The sequence below is a fragment of the Shewanella sp. c952 genome, from assembly GCF_019654975.1.
Classification (GTDB): domain Bacteria; phylum Pseudomonadota; class Gammaproteobacteria; order Enterobacterales; family Shewanellaceae; genus Shewanella.
On record NZ_BPEW01000014.1, the window covers coordinates 62,806 to 79,443 of the forward strand.

At 44.9% G+C, this 16,638-nt stretch carries 13 protein-coding genes; 7 read left to right on the forward strand and 6 right to left on the reverse strand.

The window, feature by feature from the left end; all coding sequences use genetic code 11:
- Positions 1-553: 553 nt before the first annotated feature.
- Positions 554-1,600, reverse strand: a complete 1,047-nt coding sequence (locus K5R16_RS11355) for a polysaccharide deacetylase family protein (RefSeq protein WP_220737681.1) — start codon at positions 1,598-1,600, stop codon at positions 554-556.
- Positions 1,601-1,618: 18 nt separating this feature from the next.
- On the opposite strand from K5R16_RS11355, the gene K5R16_RS11360 reads away from it, so the two are divergent.
- A complete protein-coding gene (locus tag K5R16_RS11360; RefSeq protein WP_220737682.1) occupies positions 1,619-2,950 on the forward strand; it encodes an MATE family efflux transporter in 1,332 nt (443 codons plus the stop codon).
- A gap of 70 nt (positions 2,951-3,020) precedes the next feature.
- Here K5R16_RS11360 and nfuA read toward each other — a convergent pair whose 3' ends face one another.
- On the reverse strand, positions 3,021-3,599 hold the full coding sequence (nfuA, locus tag K5R16_RS11365; RefSeq protein ID WP_220737683.1) for a Fe-S biogenesis protein NfuA: 579 nt from the start codon (positions 3,597-3,599) through the stop codon (positions 3,021-3,023).
- 211 nt (positions 3,600-3,810) lie between these two features.
- Here nfuA and K5R16_RS11370 point away from each other — a divergent pair, with 211 nt between their 5' ends.
- Positions 3,811-6,351, forward strand: a complete 2,541-nt coding sequence (locus K5R16_RS11370) for a M14 family zinc carboxypeptidase (RefSeq protein ID WP_220737684.1) — start codon at positions 3,811-3,813, stop codon at positions 6,349-6,351.
- Between the two features lie 14 nt (positions 6,352-6,365).
- Here the strand turns inward: K5R16_RS11370 and K5R16_RS11375 are convergent, their stop codons facing one another.
- Positions 6,366-7,049 (reverse strand): ComF family protein, encoded by a 684-nt coding sequence (locus K5R16_RS11375; RefSeq protein WP_220737685.1) that lies wholly within the window; start codon positions 7,047-7,049, stop codon positions 6,366-6,368.
- Positions 7,050-7,134: 85 nt separating this feature from the next.
- Between K5R16_RS11375 and bioH the strand changes: the two genes are divergently transcribed.
- Together bioH and K5R16_RS11385 are read left to right on the forward strand one after the other, a co-directional pair.
- On the forward strand, positions 7,135-7,920 hold the full coding sequence (gene bioH / locus K5R16_RS11380; protein WP_259649850.1) for a pimeloyl-ACP methyl ester esterase BioH: 786 nt from the start codon (positions 7,135-7,137) through the stop codon (positions 7,918-7,920).
- A 69-nt stretch (positions 7,921-7,989) separates the two neighbouring features.
- A complete protein-coding gene (locus tag K5R16_RS11385; protein WP_220737686.1) occupies positions 7,990-8,478 on the forward strand; it encodes a hypothetical protein in 489 nt (162 codons plus the stop codon).
- 2 nt (positions 8,479-8,480) lie between these two features.
- On the opposite strand, the gene K5R16_RS11390 is transcribed toward K5R16_RS11385, so the two are convergent.
- Both K5R16_RS11390 and K5R16_RS11395 read right to left on the reverse strand, forming a co-directional pair.
- On the reverse strand, positions 8,481-10,355 hold the full coding sequence (locus K5R16_RS11390; RefSeq protein WP_220737722.1) for an LTA synthase family protein: 1,875 nt from the start codon (positions 10,353-10,355) through the stop codon (positions 8,481-8,483).
- Positions 10,356-10,786: 431 nt separating this feature from the next.
- Positions 10,787-13,126, reverse strand: coding sequence for a Tex family protein (locus K5R16_RS11395; RefSeq protein ID WP_220737687.1), 2,340 nt, complete (start codon positions 13,124-13,126; stop codon positions 10,787-10,789).
- A gap of 289 nt (positions 13,127-13,415) precedes the next feature.
- Between K5R16_RS11395 and K5R16_RS11400 the strand changes: the two genes are divergently transcribed.
- Positions 13,416-13,604: a hypothetical protein gene (locus tag K5R16_RS11400; protein ID WP_220737688.1), complete on the forward strand. Its 189-nt coding sequence runs from the start codon at positions 13,416-13,418 to the stop codon at positions 13,602-13,604.
- Positions 13,605-13,719: 115 nt separating this feature from the next.
- On the opposite strand, the gene greB is transcribed toward K5R16_RS11400, so the two are convergent.
- On the reverse strand, positions 13,720-14,205 hold the full coding sequence (greB, locus tag K5R16_RS11405; RefSeq protein WP_220737689.1) for a transcription elongation factor GreB: 486 nt from the start codon (positions 14,203-14,205) through the stop codon (positions 13,720-13,722).
- Between the two features lie 354 nt (positions 14,206-14,559).
- Between greB and ompR the strand changes: the two genes are divergently transcribed.
- Both ompR and envZ read left to right on the forward strand, forming a co-directional pair.
- Positions 14,560-15,285, forward strand: a complete 726-nt coding sequence (ompR, locus tag K5R16_RS11410) for a two-component system response regulator OmpR (protein WP_020914814.1) — start codon at positions 14,560-14,562, stop codon at positions 15,283-15,285.
- A 3-nt stretch (positions 15,286-15,288) separates the two neighbouring features.
- Positions 15,289-16,605, forward strand: coding sequence for a two-component system sensor histidine kinase EnvZ (gene envZ, locus K5R16_RS11415; protein WP_220737690.1), 1,317 nt, complete (start codon positions 15,289-15,291; stop codon positions 16,603-16,605).
- The last annotated feature ends 33 nt before the right edge of the window (positions 16,606-16,638 follow it).

Below are 16,638 nucleotides of genomic sequence, written 5' to 3' on the forward strand. Positions count from 1 at the left end.
GGTTATTAGAGCACTTTTTTCAGAATCTAACTTACAACAACTCACCATTCCTGACCAAGAGCGCTTTAACTAAATAAAAGTACACCCTTGGTTAATTGTCACCGCTAGCTTCTCCCACGAGTAAGTTGTTATACCAATAAGTATAAAGATTTTATCGCTCAGCGAGAATTTAGCCGCTTTGAGGTAAGCTCATTAAATGCTCCTCGGTAACTGCTCCTGCGTTACTCTCGATAATCGCTTCTGCATTATTCTAGCTTCGAGCATCCTTGCTCTCATCCCTCCGATACCAGACCTCTAAGGAGGGAGGGAGGGAGTGCCTTAAGCATGTCAGGAACAAGCTTGCTCATGTTGTTTGCAATGAATCAAGTGCATAGTTGTTCCATGTTCAAGTTCATTAACGCAGCATCAGAGTCGCTAAAACACGCCTATAAGAAGAAGTGCTTTGGCTTGCTACTTCTGCGTTTCATAAGGGAATAATCATTGTGCCATTATCCGCATTGAATTAGTTCGCAAAAAACACTCTGAGTAGATCAACGTCTTATACTGATTGGTATTACTCTGCTATCCACTCACCATTATCTTTGGCTCTTACCCAAGGCTGCGAAAACCAGTAGTAACCGCCTTGATGTTTACTTGGTGCCGTACAGTTATAGCGCGAACGCCCCGCAGGCAAGTCGAGCTCTGCACGAATAGTAAATTCATCAGCACTGATCCAATTAGGCTTTTTAGCACCCTGCCCTTGGATAAAACACATCAGCTGTGACGCATTGATGTCAGACATATCCAGCTTCACTTTAATCTCCGGTCGCCACTGACCAAACTGCAACTGTGGGTCACTATTAGTCTGCTCAATCACTGGCATATTAAGGCTATGCAACTTGACCTTCAAACTATCTAGATCGGCGTAAGCCCCCGCAACCGGAAACCTTGGTAACGCCGTTAAAGGTGAGTGTGGTCCAGCTGCCCCCGATTGCTGACCAAAAGCCACGAAACCATGCTTAGTCAACATATCTTCGATCTGTTGATTGTATTCGCCATAGGGGTAGGCCAACATTTTATGGTTTTGGCCAGTCGCTTGAGCAATCTCCGATTCGGTGCGCAAAATATTATTCTCGATGCGAGTTAACCACTGCTGTTCACTCTCACCTTTTTCCATACGGATCAGGTGTTCATGTCCCCAAGTATGGTTGGCAATTTCAGCGCCCTCTTCAGAGAGCGTGATCAATTGCTGCCAGCTCATCATCTCACCATACTTCTTTTGTATTGGCTCCACTGAGACAAAAAGCGTGTAGGGGAATTTGTATTGCTTTAAGATAGGATGCGCTGTATTTGCGATACTGCGATATCCATCATCAAAGGTAATTGCAATCGTTTTGGCTGGTAGATGCTGCTTAGCCTTTATCGATGCTACAACTGTAGACAGTGGTACAACATTGAAGTTGTTTTCAGCCAAGTACTGCATCTGCTCTTTAAATTGGGCTGGCGTTACACTAGTGATAGCCGGAGTGGTATCAGATACGTGGTGATATTGCAGAATCACCGCCGCTTGCACAGAAAAACCCGTCAGCGCCAATAGCGCGAGTAACACGTTTTTAACCATAAATATTAGACCTCTAAAATGATTGCCATACTGTTAAACCAACAAAAGAACCGACAGCTTCTCGCATTGGCATTGCCAATGATCCTGTCGAATATTACTGTTCCGCTGCTTGGCCTTGTCGACACAGCCGTTGTTGGCCACCTCAGTAATGCCTATTATTTAGGCGGCGTGGCTGTTGGGTCAACGATTATAACCTTAATTATATGGTTACTTGGCTTTTTACGCATGGCAACCACTGGATTAGTTGCCCAAGCCTACGGCGCAAATGACACCCAACAGCAATATCGCTTACTTGTTCAAGCAGGAAGTCTAGCACTGATATTTGGGCTTGCCGCTGTATTGTTACAACTGCCAATCGTTAATCTAGCCATGGCAATGTCCGATGCCAGTGTTGAGGTCGAACGCTATTGCCGTGAGTATTTCCAAGTACGGATCTGGTCAACCCCATTCGCACTATTAAACCTAGTCATGCTTGGCTGGTTACTCGGTAGGCAACAACCAAAAGCCGCGATGTGGCAGTTAATTGTAGCTAATCTAGTCAATATTATTTTAGATGTTGTGTTTGTTATCGGTCTAGATTGGGGCGTTCGTGGCGCGGCACTAGCATCTGTATTTGCAGATATGGCAGGCTTTGCGGTTGCGCTAACACTGGTGAGACGCCAGCTCAATCGTTTAGGCGATTTTCAACTACTGACGATTTGTAAGCAACTGACACTGCAAAGTTACCGCAAGATTATTAGCCTCAATACCGATATTTTTGTCCGCAGTTTGTGCTTACAGCTCTCCTTTGCATTTATGACATTTTACGGTGCTAGCCTAGGTGACAATACGGTGGCGGCCAATGCCGTACTATTAAACCTACTGCTACTTATCTCTTATGCTCTCGATGGTATTGCTTACTATGCCGAAGCCGAAGTTGGTAGAGCTTATGGCCGTAAAGACAGTCGCTTGATGAGAGAATCCGTCGCATTAGCTTGGGCATGGTCGGCAATTGCTGCCGTTGCCTTTACGCTGTTTTTTGCTGTCGCAGGCAGTAGCATCATTAGCGCGCTTACCAGTATTTCACAGGTGCAACAGGTCGCCAATGACTATCTTGTCTGGGTGATATTCCTGCCACTGTTGGCCTTTGGCTCCTACCTTTTTGATGGTGTATATATCGGTGCGGCGCAAGGTAAAATCATGCGCAACAGCATGATTATCGCCACCTTTGGGGTGTTCTTTCCCACTTGGTATGCACTGCAAACGTTGGGGAATCATGCCCTATGGGCTGCGATGAGTGCATTTATGGTGGCTCGGAGCCTAACATTGTCTGCACATTACTGGTTTAAACTAAAAAAAGTGCTCGACTAATACCAAATCAGCATAAAAAACGCGACCAATGGTCGCGTTTTCGATTCAATCATAACGTTACTGATTGTTATTACTGGTAAGAGTGATCACCATGCTGGTGCTCTGTAACGTCTTTAACACCAGTCAGTTCACCAGGGAACATATCAAGCAGCTGCTTTTCAATGCCATCTTTTAGGGTCACATCAACCATAGAACAACCATTACAACCACCACCAAACTGCAGCACCGCAATGCCATCTTCAGTAATTTCGACTAGCACGATGTTACCACCGTGACTTGCTAGCTGTGGATTGATCTCTGACTGAATAACATACTCAATACGCTCAACCAATGGTGCATCACCAGAGACTTTGCGCATCTTAGCATTAGGCGCTTTAAGCGTTAGCTGAGAACCTAACTGGTCTGTAACAAAATCGATAGTGGCTTCTTCAAGAAAAGGAGCGCTCTTCTCGTCAACCATGGCATTAAAGCCATTAAACTCTAGTTCTGTGTCATCTGCTTCAACAGCATCTGGTGGACAGTAAGAAACACCACACTCAGCCTGCGCTGTGCCAGGGCTGATAACAAAGACTCGAATGTGAGTTCCTTCAGGCTGATCTGATAACAGATTAACAAAATGCGCCTGAGCTGTTTCGGAAATGGTAATCATGAAAACATAGCTCCGTCAGGGATAAACCTGAGTGTTTTAGTAAGAATTAGCCCTATAATACTCTTACTGCGCCACGCTTTGTAGCCCTTAATGCTCACACTAAGCGAATTAACGCAGTTCTGATCACATTTTTTTATCTCTACTGGCTGTGGTTTTGTCGCTGCTGAGCTGGTAATTTAAGCGTAATATTATAAATATAATGAACATTTCGATGCTGAAAACTGCTGTTACCTTTATATTCGTCTTTTTGATGTTGCACTCTGTTTCAGCAGAGGCAAAAAAGACCCGACTGACTGATAATCCCCTTTATGGAGTGACCACCACCAGTCCAGAAGAGTTTCTTGGCTACCCACTTGGGCAGCATCTACTGCGTCATGATCAAGTCAACTACTACCTTAAAGAGATAGCAAAACAGAACCCGAGAGTATCGCTAGAGAATACCGGCAGCAGCCACGAGGGGCGGCTGCAGCTGACAGCGGTAATCACCTCAGCTAATAATCAGCAAAAATTAGCTGAGATCCTTAAGCAACGTCAGCAGGTCAAGTACCTCGGTGAACAGTCTGGCCCAATTGTTATTTGGCTAGCCTATTCAATACATGGTGATGAAGCCAGCGGTGCCCATGCCGCATTAAAACTAAGCCACATGCTGGCAACCAGTGAAGAAAAATGGGTGACGAACCTACTTGAAAATGCTGTAGTACTCATAACTCCAAGCCAGAATCCTGATGGCATGGATAGGTTTTCAACTTGGGCCAATGGTTATGCGGGCAAAGTCGCTGTTAGCGATCCAAACCACAAAGAACATAAGCAAGGCTGGCCAAGCGGCAGAAGTAACCATTATCTAGCAGACTTAAATCGAGACTGGTTGTTTCTCAGGCACCCGGAGTCTCAAGGAAGAGTAGCACTCTTTCACCGTTGGCAACCGCATTACGTAGGTGATTTTCACGAGATGGGTCACAACCAAACTTACTTTTTCCAACCCGGTGTACCTGAGCGCACTCACCCGCTAACACCAGCCGCCAATCAAAAGTTGACCATTAAACTAGCGGCATATCACCAAGCTGCATTAGATGATAAAAAACAGAGCTATTTTAGCCAGCAGTTATTTGATGATTTTTTTTATGGCAAAGGCTCAACCTATCCCGATATTAATGGCGCAATAGGCGTATTGTTTGAACAGGCCAGTGCCCGTGGGCAACAACAGGACTCGACTAACGGTGTAGTGCGGTTCACTGATGCCATTGACAATCAATATGCAACCTCTATTTCTAGCTTGAAAGGCGCACTAGCACTCAAGGCTGAATTGCAGCAATACCAAGCTGATTTCTTCAGTGGTAAACACCAGAAACCGAAGAAAAAGAAACCGCGTCAATCTGGACGTTTAATCTCTACAACCGATGACAATCAGCGTATTAAGCAGCTAACAGCACTGTTATCACAGCACAAAATTGAATATTACTATCTGACCAATCCACTCACTCAAGGCGGTGGTTCATTTGAAGTAGACAGTAGTATTTTCGTGCCAGACCACCAAGCTCAAAGTTCATTATTAGCAGCACTATTTGATAATAGAACTGAATTTAACGATCCGACTTTTTATGACGTCTCAACTTGGAATTTACAACACGCTTTAAACTTAACCGTACGACAAAATGTAAAACTTGAACTCAGCGTATTAAGCCAGACTGCACCGCAGTTTAAGCAGCCTAAATGGTCACCCAAAGCCGTTGCCTTGTTAATTGATTGGCGCCAACACCAAGCCGCACCCGCATTACAGCAATTGCTTAATCAAGGTGTTATGGTTAAATTTGCTGGCAAGCCGTTTGCGATAAAAAGTAATAATCGTCAACTAGACTTCCCTGCAGGTACATTACAGATACCTTTAAAACAAGATGGTCACTCTGCCAGTGATTTGAATAAAATACTGCTTAAGCTCAGCCAAGAGATGCAACTGGAAATTAGCGCGACAAACTCAAGCAGTTCAGTCAGTGGCATCGACTTAGGCAGCCCAGACTTTAAAGTTGTCCGCCCAATCAAGCCGCTGATTATTAGCGGTAAAGGGACTTCTATACCCGAAGTTGGTCAGATTTGGTATTACTTGGACACACAACTTAACGTGCCGACAACCTTAGTCGATATTAACAGTCTCAGTGCTGTCAAGCTCAGCGATTACAGCCATATTATTCTGGCTGGCGGCAGTTACAGTAGTTTAGATGAAAAATTCGCTCGTAAGTTAGCTCCGTTTACCGCTGATGGCGGCACGGTGATCGCACAAAAAGGCGCGCTTACTTGGCTCAATAAAGCCAACTTTCTCAAGACCAGCCTCAGGAGCGAGCGCTTTTATAAGCAGCTCTTTAACGGTGCAGGCCTTACTTTTGATAAAAAATCCTCCTTCAGTGCCAGACAAGAGATTGGTGGCGCAATTGTGGAATTAAAACTGGATAAAAGCCACCCAATGAACTTTGGCATTACCGGCAATCGTTTAGCGATAATGAAAAACAAAGCACTCGGTTTTGCACAAGCAACTAACGACTTTAGCGTCGCAGCAAGCTACTCCTCACAGCCACTATTAAGCGGCTATATGGCACAAGAGTATCAGAGCAGTTTTGCTAGTTCACCGGCGATTGTTGTTGAGTCCAGAGGTAAAGGGGCGGTCGTAGCATTGACTGATAACCTCTTGTTTAGGAATATCTGGCTCGGTTCAGAAAAACTTTACGCCAATGCACTCTACTTTATTCCAGCGCTTCATTAGCCGTTGCCACTCTTTTAATTGAGCCCTGGCGCCTCCGCTCTTGCGAGGCACCAGACTTGCGCATCGATATACTGCTTAGATAACAGCTTAGCGATTTCTGAAACTGTGGTGCCAGTGGTGACCACATCATCAACGATGGCGACTCGCTGCTGACTAATATCAGCCGTTAAGCTAAAGGCATCAAGCAGGTTTTTCCGGCGCAAAGTGCCAGATAAGCCAGCCTGAGGTAAAGTGTTCGCTTGTCTAATAATCACATCATCAAGCAGCGGCAGCTGTAACTTATTCGACAGTGTTTTTGCAATTAACCAAGCTTGGTTAAAACCTCGCTTCCTTAGTCGCTTAGGGTGCAATGGCACTGCGATAAAGGCTTGTGGCATTTTTATAAAGCCTTGCTCAACTAAAAAACGTAACCGACGAATAAGCGCATCAACCATCACCTCAATGACCGCGAACTGCGCCTGATATTTTATCTGCCCCACCCAAGGTCCGAGACCATCATGATAGCGACAAGCCGCGATCACCTTTAGATTACAGCTGTGCTGACATCTTCCGCAGTATTCGGCCAGCAAAAGCATCTCCTTACCGCAACCTAAACAAACAGGTACATGATAAATAGAGGCGTTTAAACAAACAGTACAAATACCCGTTTGATTCGATAAAATCTGTTGATGGCACATTAGGCAGCGATTGGGTAACATAGCCGCGAGCCATCGCAGCAAGGCTGGTTGAGTAATAATGAAATTCCTTTTTCATACTTTTAAATCAAAATGACAGGACCGAAACGTGAGTCAAACTAAGTTACATGTTAAATCTGTCGGTCGAGGTATCGATGTTGTGATGCTACATGGCTGGGGCGTCAATAGCGCTGTATTTAACGCTTTGCCTGACATGTTACCTGAGTATAGGTTTCACTTTGTCGATCTGCCCGGTTTTGGTGATAGCCCAAGCGTTAACGGTGAAATAGGCGACTGGCTTGCGGCTATCATTGAAAACGTACCGCAACCCGCTATTTGGATCGGTTGGTCATTAGGAGGTTTAATTGCCTCATTAGCGGCAATTAAGTACCCACAACATGTCAGCAGCTTATGTACGATTGCTTCATCGCCCTGTTTTATGGCGCGTGAAGAGGAGTCTTGGCCGGGGATCTCGCCAAGTGTATTGGAGCAGTTTGCTAGCCAGTTACAGCAAGATCTCAATAAGACCATTGAGCGTTTTCTTGCCATCCAAGCTATGGGCAGCCAAACCGCCAAAGGCGATATTAAACAACTACGAGAATGGGTATTAGCCAAGCCTCAGGCGCAATTTACGGCACTACAGCAAGGCTTAGCGATGTTGGCTGACATTGATTTAAGAGAGCAAACTTCGAATATAAAGCAACCTTGGCTGAGGATATGGGGCAAGCTTGATGGGCTGGTTCCCCGCAGGGTGATAAAGCTGATGCCGGTGATGGAGAATACGCAAGACGCTATACTGGCAAAAGCTTCTCATGCGCCTTTTATCAGCCACACAGAAGAATTTGTTACCTGCTTGCAAGAGTGGCTTAAAAGCACAACAAATCAAAACACTTAATAGCAAAACAGCTTTATTATTAAGTCGATATTGGTTAACATTTAACCATGACTTAAAATGGAATTGTCTATGCTGGTTGTTACCAATTATCCTAACGTGCCGATCTCTACCTCTAATGTAGCGACTGACTCTGCGCGCACGGATAACCAACAGCGTCCACCGGTATTGCCGCCACCACAAGCCAGTAAAGGTCATGAAGAGCGCGCCTTTAACCCGCAAAATGAACGTACCGCTGAGCAAGCTCAAGCGCAGGCCAACCTACGTGGTTCAGTGCAGGAAAAACAGCAAGGTGGGTCACAACAGGAGCAATCTCAGCAGGAGCAACAAAAGCGTCCACCAGCACTGGATTTAAAACAGCTATTGAGTTACCGCTCACCGTTAAAGCGCAGTGACATCAAGCTGCCAAATCAGCCCGCAGAGAAACAAGCATCGGCAGAAAGTAAACATTTACCGAATGAAACGTTACAGTTCTACCGCGCCTTTGGTGCACATATAGAGGCATTTTATCAAACTCGGACTCAGCCAAAATCTGAGCCCGATATGCTTACCACTGTATAAAGTTACTGCTTCTTGTCGCTATATAATCCGTGCTGGTAAGCCATACTTCCCCATAGTGCCCACCCCAAAGCAGTTTCTTTCATCTCATCGGGCTGAGTTTTAGGATGAAGCTTTTCTGCATCCACATCGTAAACAAAGCCTGCTGCAGGCTTCTCTGGGCGCAAAATCACCACATCGTCACCACGAAGATAAGCCATGTTTTTGTTGTACTGCATTAACGCACGTCCAGGCCAGTCATCTGGAGTTTTGGTCAAGTCGCGACCCAACATCGGATAGTTGTCACTCACGCCCATTAAAGAGAGTACAGTCGGCCCTAAATCTATTTGGCTGGTCACACGAGTATCCAGTTTTGGTTCTATCCCTTCGCCTAAAATCAAACCCGGAATACGGAATCTTGAAATAGGCACCAGTTCAGCACCACCGACGCGGCTATCATGGTCTGCCACCACCACAAAAATAGTATCTTTCCAGTAGTCAGACTGTTTGGCTTTTTTGAAGAATTCACCCACGGCATAATCGGCATATTTGACGGCATTATTCACCGTTTGCTTAGGTTGCTCATACAATTCAATACGGCCATCAGGAAACTCAAATGGATCGTGATTACTTGAACTAAAGACCAAGCTGAAGAAAGGCTGTCCTTCATTATGCATGCGCTCAAACTCATCATTTGCCCGATTCATTAAGTCTTCATCAGAAGCGCCCCAAGAACCGACAAAATTTGGATTCGTGTAATCTGACTCATCAACAATATCAGTAAAACCATTACCTAAGAAAAAGCTACGCATATTATCGAAGTGGCTTTCACCGCCATAAATAAACTGATTGCGGTAGCCATGCTCTTTTAATAGCGACGCTAAGGTAAAGAAACCTGTTTGGCTGCGACCTAGCTTTACCACTGAACGCGCTGGAGTCGGAGTAAACCCTGTCACTACGGCCTCAATTCCACGTACAGAGCGAGTACCAGTGGCGTACATACGTTCAAACGCCCACGCCTCTTTCGAGAGCTCATCAATATTAGGCGTTAATGGTAAACCACCTAAACTGCCAACAAATCGGGCACCAAGGCTTTCTTGTAAAATAATCACCAAGTTCTTTGGTTTACCTTGATAGCTGGCAGTGTTCTTAGAAATACTCGGGTACTCATCAGACAAGAAGTCAGTTAATGGCCTGCCGCTTTCACGACGAATAATATTAACCACGTCCTCTTTAGGCAGTTTGCCGTATATCTTGGCAGCATCGGCTTCATTGCCCATTTGCTTAATAGCAAACACTAAAGAGTAAGCTGAGTTAGTCACTAATGAGTTGACTAGCGGATCGCTCGAAAAGGCGACCAGAGAAGGGTTAAGTGGACGATGTCCCAGGCTTGAACGCGCACCTAACAGCGCGATAACTATCACTAACACGCCTAATACTGGACGCCAATACCAACGAGGATAGGTTTGCTTTTGGCTTATTAGGTAACCACTTAGCTTCCAACCACCAAAAATCACAGCACCACTAATAAGTGCAGATAAAATCAATTCAAACTTTCTACCCGCCCACAGCATTGAAAACACTTCTTTAGGGTAAATTAAGTATTCGACATATAACCTGTTCGGTCTAACACCATATTCAGCAATAAATGAAGGTGTTGATATCTCAAGGAAGACTAAAGTGAGGAGGCCAAGCGTCAGCCAAACACGTAATATTTTGTTCCAGATTTGACCAATCAAGTGCTCGCCAGAAAAAATAGCGGTACCGAGCGCTGCGGCGCCCCAAAGCCAACACATAGTCGCAAAATCGACACGTAAGCCCTGTAGCAATAAATGTGACCAACCAGCAGCGACATCAACACGATCAAACTGCCAAATCGCCAACCCTAATCGACTGAGCATAATGATCACTAACGAGATAGCGGCAAAGATTATAATGGGGCGAAACGGCCCTAAAGTATGTGAACGAGTCAAAATAGTAATCCTAATTTATTCTGTGAACGCTTTCTATGAAGCGTTTTCCAATTAGTTCAGACCTCCATGTCGACAATAAGTTTCAAATTTAAAGCGGGCTATAACATATCCTTTACTAGGTTATATTCAAGCTATTTAAACGTTATCGCTTAGTTACAGTCATTTTAACTAACATAGCGCACATTTTTGCCTTCATTAACTATTTCAATCAGTATAAAAATTTGCTCGCTCAGCGAGCGTTTAATGGTTGTGAGGTGAGTGAAGAGCATAGTAAAACTAGGAGACCTGATATAGATTGAGCACAAAAAAGCCTCAACAGATATCACACCTGTTGAGGCTTATAGCCGATAATTTTTGGGTTACTTTTTCATTTTGGCAAACGCATCAGCAAAAGCATTACCCATAGCTGCATTTGCAGGCTGTTTTGGCTTAGCTTTACTGTGTGACTGAGACGGTGATTTGGCCCCCTGATGCTTAGTTGCATTATTTGAAGGACGCGGTGCTGTTTTCGGTGCCTCGCCTGCTTTATCAGTCAAGCGCATGCTAAGGCCAATACGACGCCTTTCAGCATCCACTTCCATCACTTTAACTTTGACAATATCACCAGCTTTAACCACTTTATGCGGATCATCGATAAACTTCTCAGTCATCGAAGAGATATGCACTAATCCATCTTGGTGTACGCCTACATCAACAAAGGCACCAAAATTAGTCACATTAGTGACCACACCTTCTAAGATCATGTCAGGCTTAAGGTCGCCTATCTGCTCAACACCCTCTTTAAAGGTCGCCGTTTTAAATTCACCACGAGGATCGCGCCCAGGCTTATCAAGCTCCGCCAAAATATCTGTCACCGTTGGCAGGCCAAAATCACTGGTGATAAAGTCTTTAGCGTCGATGCTGGTTAATAGTTCGCTATTACCGACTAAGCTGGCTACTGATTGTTGCTTTGCACTAGCGATAGTCTCAACCAGAGAATAGGCCTCAGGGTGAACAGATGATGCATCTAATGGGTTTTCCGCATCGCTGATCCGCAAGAATCCAGCTGCTTGCTCATAGGCTTTTGGCCCTAAACGCGCAACTTTAAGTAATGACTTACGGTTGGCAAATCGTCCCTGTTCATCACGGTGAGTCACAATATTTCGTGCCAAGGTTTTATTAAGCCCAGCCACTTGCGCCAGCAGTGCAGCCGATGCCATATTCACGTCAACACCCACACCATTCACACAATCTTCAACCACTGCCTCAAGCGCGGTAGAAAGCATGCTTTGGCTAACATCATGTTGATATTGGCCCACACCAATCGCTTTCGGTTCAATTTTTACTAATTCGGCTAACGGATCTTGTAAACGGCGTGCAATCGATACCGCACCGCGAATAGACACATCAATATCTGGGAACTCTTCAGAGGCAAGTTCAGAAGCCGAATACACAGATGCGCCCGCTTCGCTGACCATCACTTTGGTCAAGCTAGGCAGCTCCGCTTTTACCATGGTGATCAATTCAGCGGCTAACTTGTCTGTTTCACGCGACGCAGTGCCATTACCAACCGCAATAAGTTCAACTTTGTGCATTTTAGCCAAATTAGCCAAGGTTCTAACTGACTTATCCCATTGCTTTTGCGGAGCATGAGGGAAGATCGTAGTATGTGCCACCAGCTTGCCAGTGTTATTTACAATTGCCACTTTAACGCCGCTTCGTAGGCCAGGATCTAAGCCCAATGTCGCTTTAGCACCCGCAGGAGCAGCCATTAGTAGGTCGCCTAAGTTACGCGCAAATACATTAATCGCTTCGCTTTCGGCATCATCTCGCATACGGCCAAAGAACTCTGTTTCCATTTGTAGCGCGATTTTGACTCGCCAAGTGGCGCTCACTACCGTCTTTAACCATTGATCAACGGCACTGTTGTTCAGTTCCAGCTTGAAGTGCTCAGCAATAATCACCTCACAGTAGCTAGCTTGCTTCGCTTCTTTGGCAGGATCAGCATTGATACTTAAGCTCAACATACCTTCATTACGACCGCGCAGCATTGCGAGGGCGCGATGCGATGGCACCTTAGTTAGCTTTTCTGAATGCTCAAAGTAATCTCTAAATTTGGCACCCTCTTTCTCTTTACCTTTAGCCATGCGGCTTTCAAGCACAGCATTTTGCTTAACGTGAGTACGGATCTTTTGCAGTAACTCGGCATCTTCGGCAAAGCGCTCCATTAAAATAAAACGCGCACCATCTAATACTGATTTGCTATCGGTAAAGCCCGCTGCAGCATTGATAAATTCAGCTGCCTTTGCTTCACAATCAGCATTGCGATTAGCAAGCAATAAATCAGCCAATGGCTCAATACCCGCTTCAATAGCGATCAAACCTTTAGTACGACGCTTAGGCTTGTAAGGCAGGTAGAGATCTTCTAAGCGGGTTTTACTATCAGCAGCATTTATTGCAGCTTTCAGCTCAGGGGTTAATTTACTCTGGGCTTCGATGCTCGATAAAATCACGTTACGACGCTCATTAAGATCACGTAAGTAGCTAAGGCGACTGTTCAATGTACGCAGTTGCACATCATCAAGTCCACCCGTTGCTTCTTTACGGTAGCGAGCAATAAACGGGACTGTTGCACCGTCATCCAGTAATGAAATCGTATCGTTAACTTGCTGAAGACGCACGTTTAATTCTTCAGCAATAAGCTGTGCAATGTTTTGCATATAATGAAGTGATGCCAAATAGATAATATTGCGCTCAAGATACCACAGCTAGGCAGCAATTTTAATGTCGTCGCGCGCGCTTTTAACCCTGAAAAATGGAATTTGCTAATTTAATTGATTAAAAATAGTCCGTCAGCAACAGCACACTGTCATTGATACAGAAGAAAAAGTAGCAATAAACACTGCATCAATGGTTAAACTTGACCATTACTCTTGCTGCTTAGTTTCTATTAGTACCCTTGCTTTAACTCCCTTATACTGCTGATAAAACCAACAAAAAATCAAACTAATGACCGATAACCTACCCGATTACTTTTCGATTAACGCTTGGCAGATTGATTGCCAGCGAAATCTTGCGTGGCTAGGCGATAAAAAAGTATTGGTAGAACCCGAGAGTGTATCTATATTGCAGCAGGCAACGATTACTGGAGTTACTTGGAGATCAGCGGTTCAACAGGTGGCAGCACCGTTATTTTAGAGTTTGATACCGAGGGGGGTCGTTAGTAAAAACAGTATAAATTTTAGTAAAAAGCCCGAATATCGATATTCGGGCTTTCATAAAACCGCAATAACTAGATGATAACCAGTTCAAGCTAAGATGGCTCAAACCCTTGGTAGGAAATACGGTTGATATACCAAACTTGCTCACCTGCTGGAGTATGTATCACAGCTTCGTCATCGACCTCTTTTTTCAAAAGGCCCCGCGCCATGGGGGAGTCGATTGAGATGTAGTCATTACGGCCAAAAATCTCATCGTAACCAACGATTTTAAAGCTGCGCTTTTCACCATCATCATTCTCGATTTCAACCCAAGCGCCAAAAAATACCTTGCCCTCTTGCGCTGGTGAGTAATCAACAACCTGTACATTTTCGATAGTTTTGCGCAAATAGCGTACTCTACGGTCTATTTCACGTAGTTTCTTTTTATTAAATGTGTAGTCAGCATTTTCGCTTCTATCTCCTAAACTCGCAGCCCAGCTGACAATTTTAGTGATTTCAGGTCGGTGCTCACGCCATAAGTAATTAAGCTCTTTTTGCAATTTGTCGAAACCTTCACGGGTGACGATATTCGTTCTCATACGGACTACTTTTTAGAAGGAAATGATAATCTGTGGCCAAAAATCATAGCATATTTTAGTGCTATCACTGAATTTTCGCGCTAGGGGAAAATATGCTTTTTAACTAACAGTGCGGCAAATAACAGTTTGTTCAATTTAGTTACAATTTACAAACAGCGTTAGAATGATGATTATTGCACTATTTTTCAATAACCTAATCATAAAACAAACTTTCATTCATGACCTTAAAGCTAGCTTTTACTCATTAGCGGCTAGTCATCAACATGTTAAAGCGGCTATATTAAGCTAATTCATATTCAATATCAGCCAGTTGCCTAATACCTACTTGGCTTCCTAGCAAAAAGGATCCTACGCATGGGACAAGAAACCTCAAAAATTCTCGTGGTCGACGATGATATGAGGCTACGCGCCTTATTGGAGCGTTACTTGATGGAGCAAGGTTATCAAGTCCGCAGTGCAGCCAATGCGGAACAGATGGATCGCTTATTGGAGCGTGAAAACTTCCACCTGTTAGTATTAGACTTAATGCTACCTGGTGAAGATGGCCTTTCAATATGTCGCCGACTACGCCAAGTCGGTAACCCAATCCCGATTGTCATGCTGACGGCTAAAGGTGATGAAGTCGATAGGATTATCGGTCTTGAACTCGGTGCCGATGATTACCTGCCAAAACCGTTTAACCCGCGAGAGCTACTGGCGCGAATTAAAGCGGTAATGCGTCGTCAAACTCCAGAAGTTCCAGGAGCACCGACACAGCAGGAGGAGGAGATCACCTTTGGTGAATTCTCGCTTAATCTCGCTACTCGCGAAATGCATCATGGCGAAGAAGCGATTGCGCTCACAAGCGGTGAGTTTGCAGTATTAAAAGTACTTGTTAGCCACCCACGCGAACCTTTATCACGCGATAAGTTAATGAACCTTGCCCGTGGTCGCGACTACTCCGCACTGGAACGTTCTATCGATGTGCAGGTTTCACGCTTGCGCCGCTTGATTGAAGTCGATGCCGCTAACCCGCGTTATATTCAAACGGTTTGGGGCCTAGGTTATGTGTTTGTGCCTGATGGCGCTTCACGAAAGTAATATATGAAAAAGAGATGGTGGCACCGCGTAACGCCCCGCAGTTCTTTCAGTCAAACAGTGATGTTAATTGGCTGTCTGCTGCTGACCAATCAACTGGTGTCTTATCTCTCGGTGGCGGTTTATTTTATTAAGCCCAGCTACCAGCAAATCAACCAACTTATTGCTCGTCAAGTAAAACTACTTTTTGTCGACGGCGTAGATGTTGGCCGTGAACACCTAACTATGGTGGATGCGCTCAATGCCAAAGTACGTGACGATGCGATGCAGTTTTATAATCAAAAAGATGCACGCCAAGCTGGTATCGAACGGGCAACTTATTATGGTTTCCTGTCGTCACAGATGTCTGAATATCTGGGCGGTGAAGCTGAAGTGCGCATTGCACAAGGAGAAGAGTTTGAAATTTGGATCCGCCCACCACAAGCCCCCTCAATATGGATTAAAGTGCCACTCGCTGGATTAAACGAGAAAAACCTCTCGCCATTGACCCTCTATTTAATGGTGATTGGCGCACTTAGTGTTGCTGGCGGTTGGTGGTTTGCGCGTCAGCAAAACCGGCCTCTAAGGCGCTTACAAAAAGCAGCGACAGCGGTATCTCGCGGTGACTATCCTGATCCCCTGCCCTTGAGTGGCTCGACTGAAATTGTTGAAGTGACCAATACTTTCAACCAGATGTCTCACGGCATGAAACAGTTAGAGCAAGATAGAGCCTTGTTGATGGCGGGGATTTCCCACGACTTAAGAACCCCTTTGACTCGCATTCGATTAGCATCTGAGATGATGGTCGAAGAAGATCAATATCTTAAAGATGGCATAGTGCATGACATTGAGGATATGGACGCCATTATTAATCAATTCATCTCTTACATCCGCCAAGATCAAGAGGGAACCCGTGAACCTGAGCAGATCAATGAGCTGATTAATGATGTGATCCAAGCAGAGTCAAACCGTGAAGGCATTATTGAATCGGATCTCAGTGATTGCCCAGCCGTTCCCATGCAGGGAATCGCCATTAAACGGATCTTGAGCAATTTGGTTGAAAATGCCTACCGCTATGGTAATGGCTGGGTAAGAATAAGCTCACAATATAATGGTAAAGTGCTTGGCTTTAGTGTTGAGGATAACGGCCCAGGTATTGAGGAGTCACAAATCCCTAAACTGTTCGAACCTTTCACTCAGGGTGACACTGCCCGCGGCAGTGTTGGCTCTGGGTTAGGCTTAGCGATTATTAAGCGGATTGTTGATCGCCACCAAGGCAAAGTCATTCTCACCAACCGCAGTGAAGGCGGACTACATGCCCAAGTTTGGTTACCACTAGAATAACAATATCAATACTGAACGATAGTTATTTTTCAA

What these genes read in the sequence shown, in the direction of transcription:
- K5R16_RS11395 (WP_220737687.1), bottom strand. Translation starts at nt 13,126, where the DNA reads ATGCAAAACATTGCACAGCTTATTGCTGAAGAATTAAACGTGCGTCTT.
- K5R16_RS11385 (WP_220737686.1), top strand. Translation starts at nt 7,990, where the DNA reads ATGCTGGTTGTTACCAATTATCCTAACGTGCCGATCTCTACCTCTAAT.
- nfuA (WP_220737683.1), bottom strand. Translation starts at nt 3,599, where the DNA reads ATGATTACCATTTCCGAAACAGCTCAGGCGCATTTTGTTAATCTGTTA.
- K5R16_RS11390 (WP_220737722.1), bottom strand. Translation starts at nt 10,355, where the DNA reads ATGCTCAGTCGATTAGGGTTGGCGATTTGGCAGTTTGATCGTGTTGAT.
- greB (WP_220737689.1), bottom strand. Translation starts at nt 14,205, where the DNA reads ATGAGAACGAATATCGTCACCCGTGAAGGTTTCGACAAATTGCAAAAA.
- envZ (WP_220737690.1), top strand. Translation starts at nt 15,289, where the DNA reads ATGAAAAAGAGATGGTGGCACCGCGTAACGCCCCGCAGTTCTTTCAGT.
- K5R16_RS11400 (WP_220737688.1), top strand. Translation starts at nt 13,416, where the DNA reads ATGACCGATAACCTACCCGATTACTTTTCGATTAACGCTTGGCAGATT.
- K5R16_RS11360 (WP_220737682.1), top strand. Translation starts at nt 1,619, where the DNA reads ATGATTGCCATACTGTTAAACCAACAAAAGAACCGACAGCTTCTCGCA.
- K5R16_RS11370 (WP_220737684.1), top strand. Translation starts at nt 3,811, where the DNA reads ATGCTGAAAACTGCTGTTACCTTTATATTCGTCTTTTTGATGTTGCAC.
- ompR (WP_020914814.1), top strand. Translation starts at nt 14,560, where the DNA reads ATGGGACAAGAAACCTCAAAAATTCTCGTGGTCGACGATGATATGAGG.
- K5R16_RS11355 (WP_220737681.1), bottom strand. Translation starts at nt 1,600, where the DNA reads ATGGTTAAAAACGTGTTACTCGCGCTATTGGCGCTGACGGGTTTTTCT.
- K5R16_RS11375 (WP_220737685.1), bottom strand. Translation starts at nt 7,049, where the DNA reads ATGTTACCCAATCGCTGCCTAATGTGCCATCAACAGATTTTATCGAAT.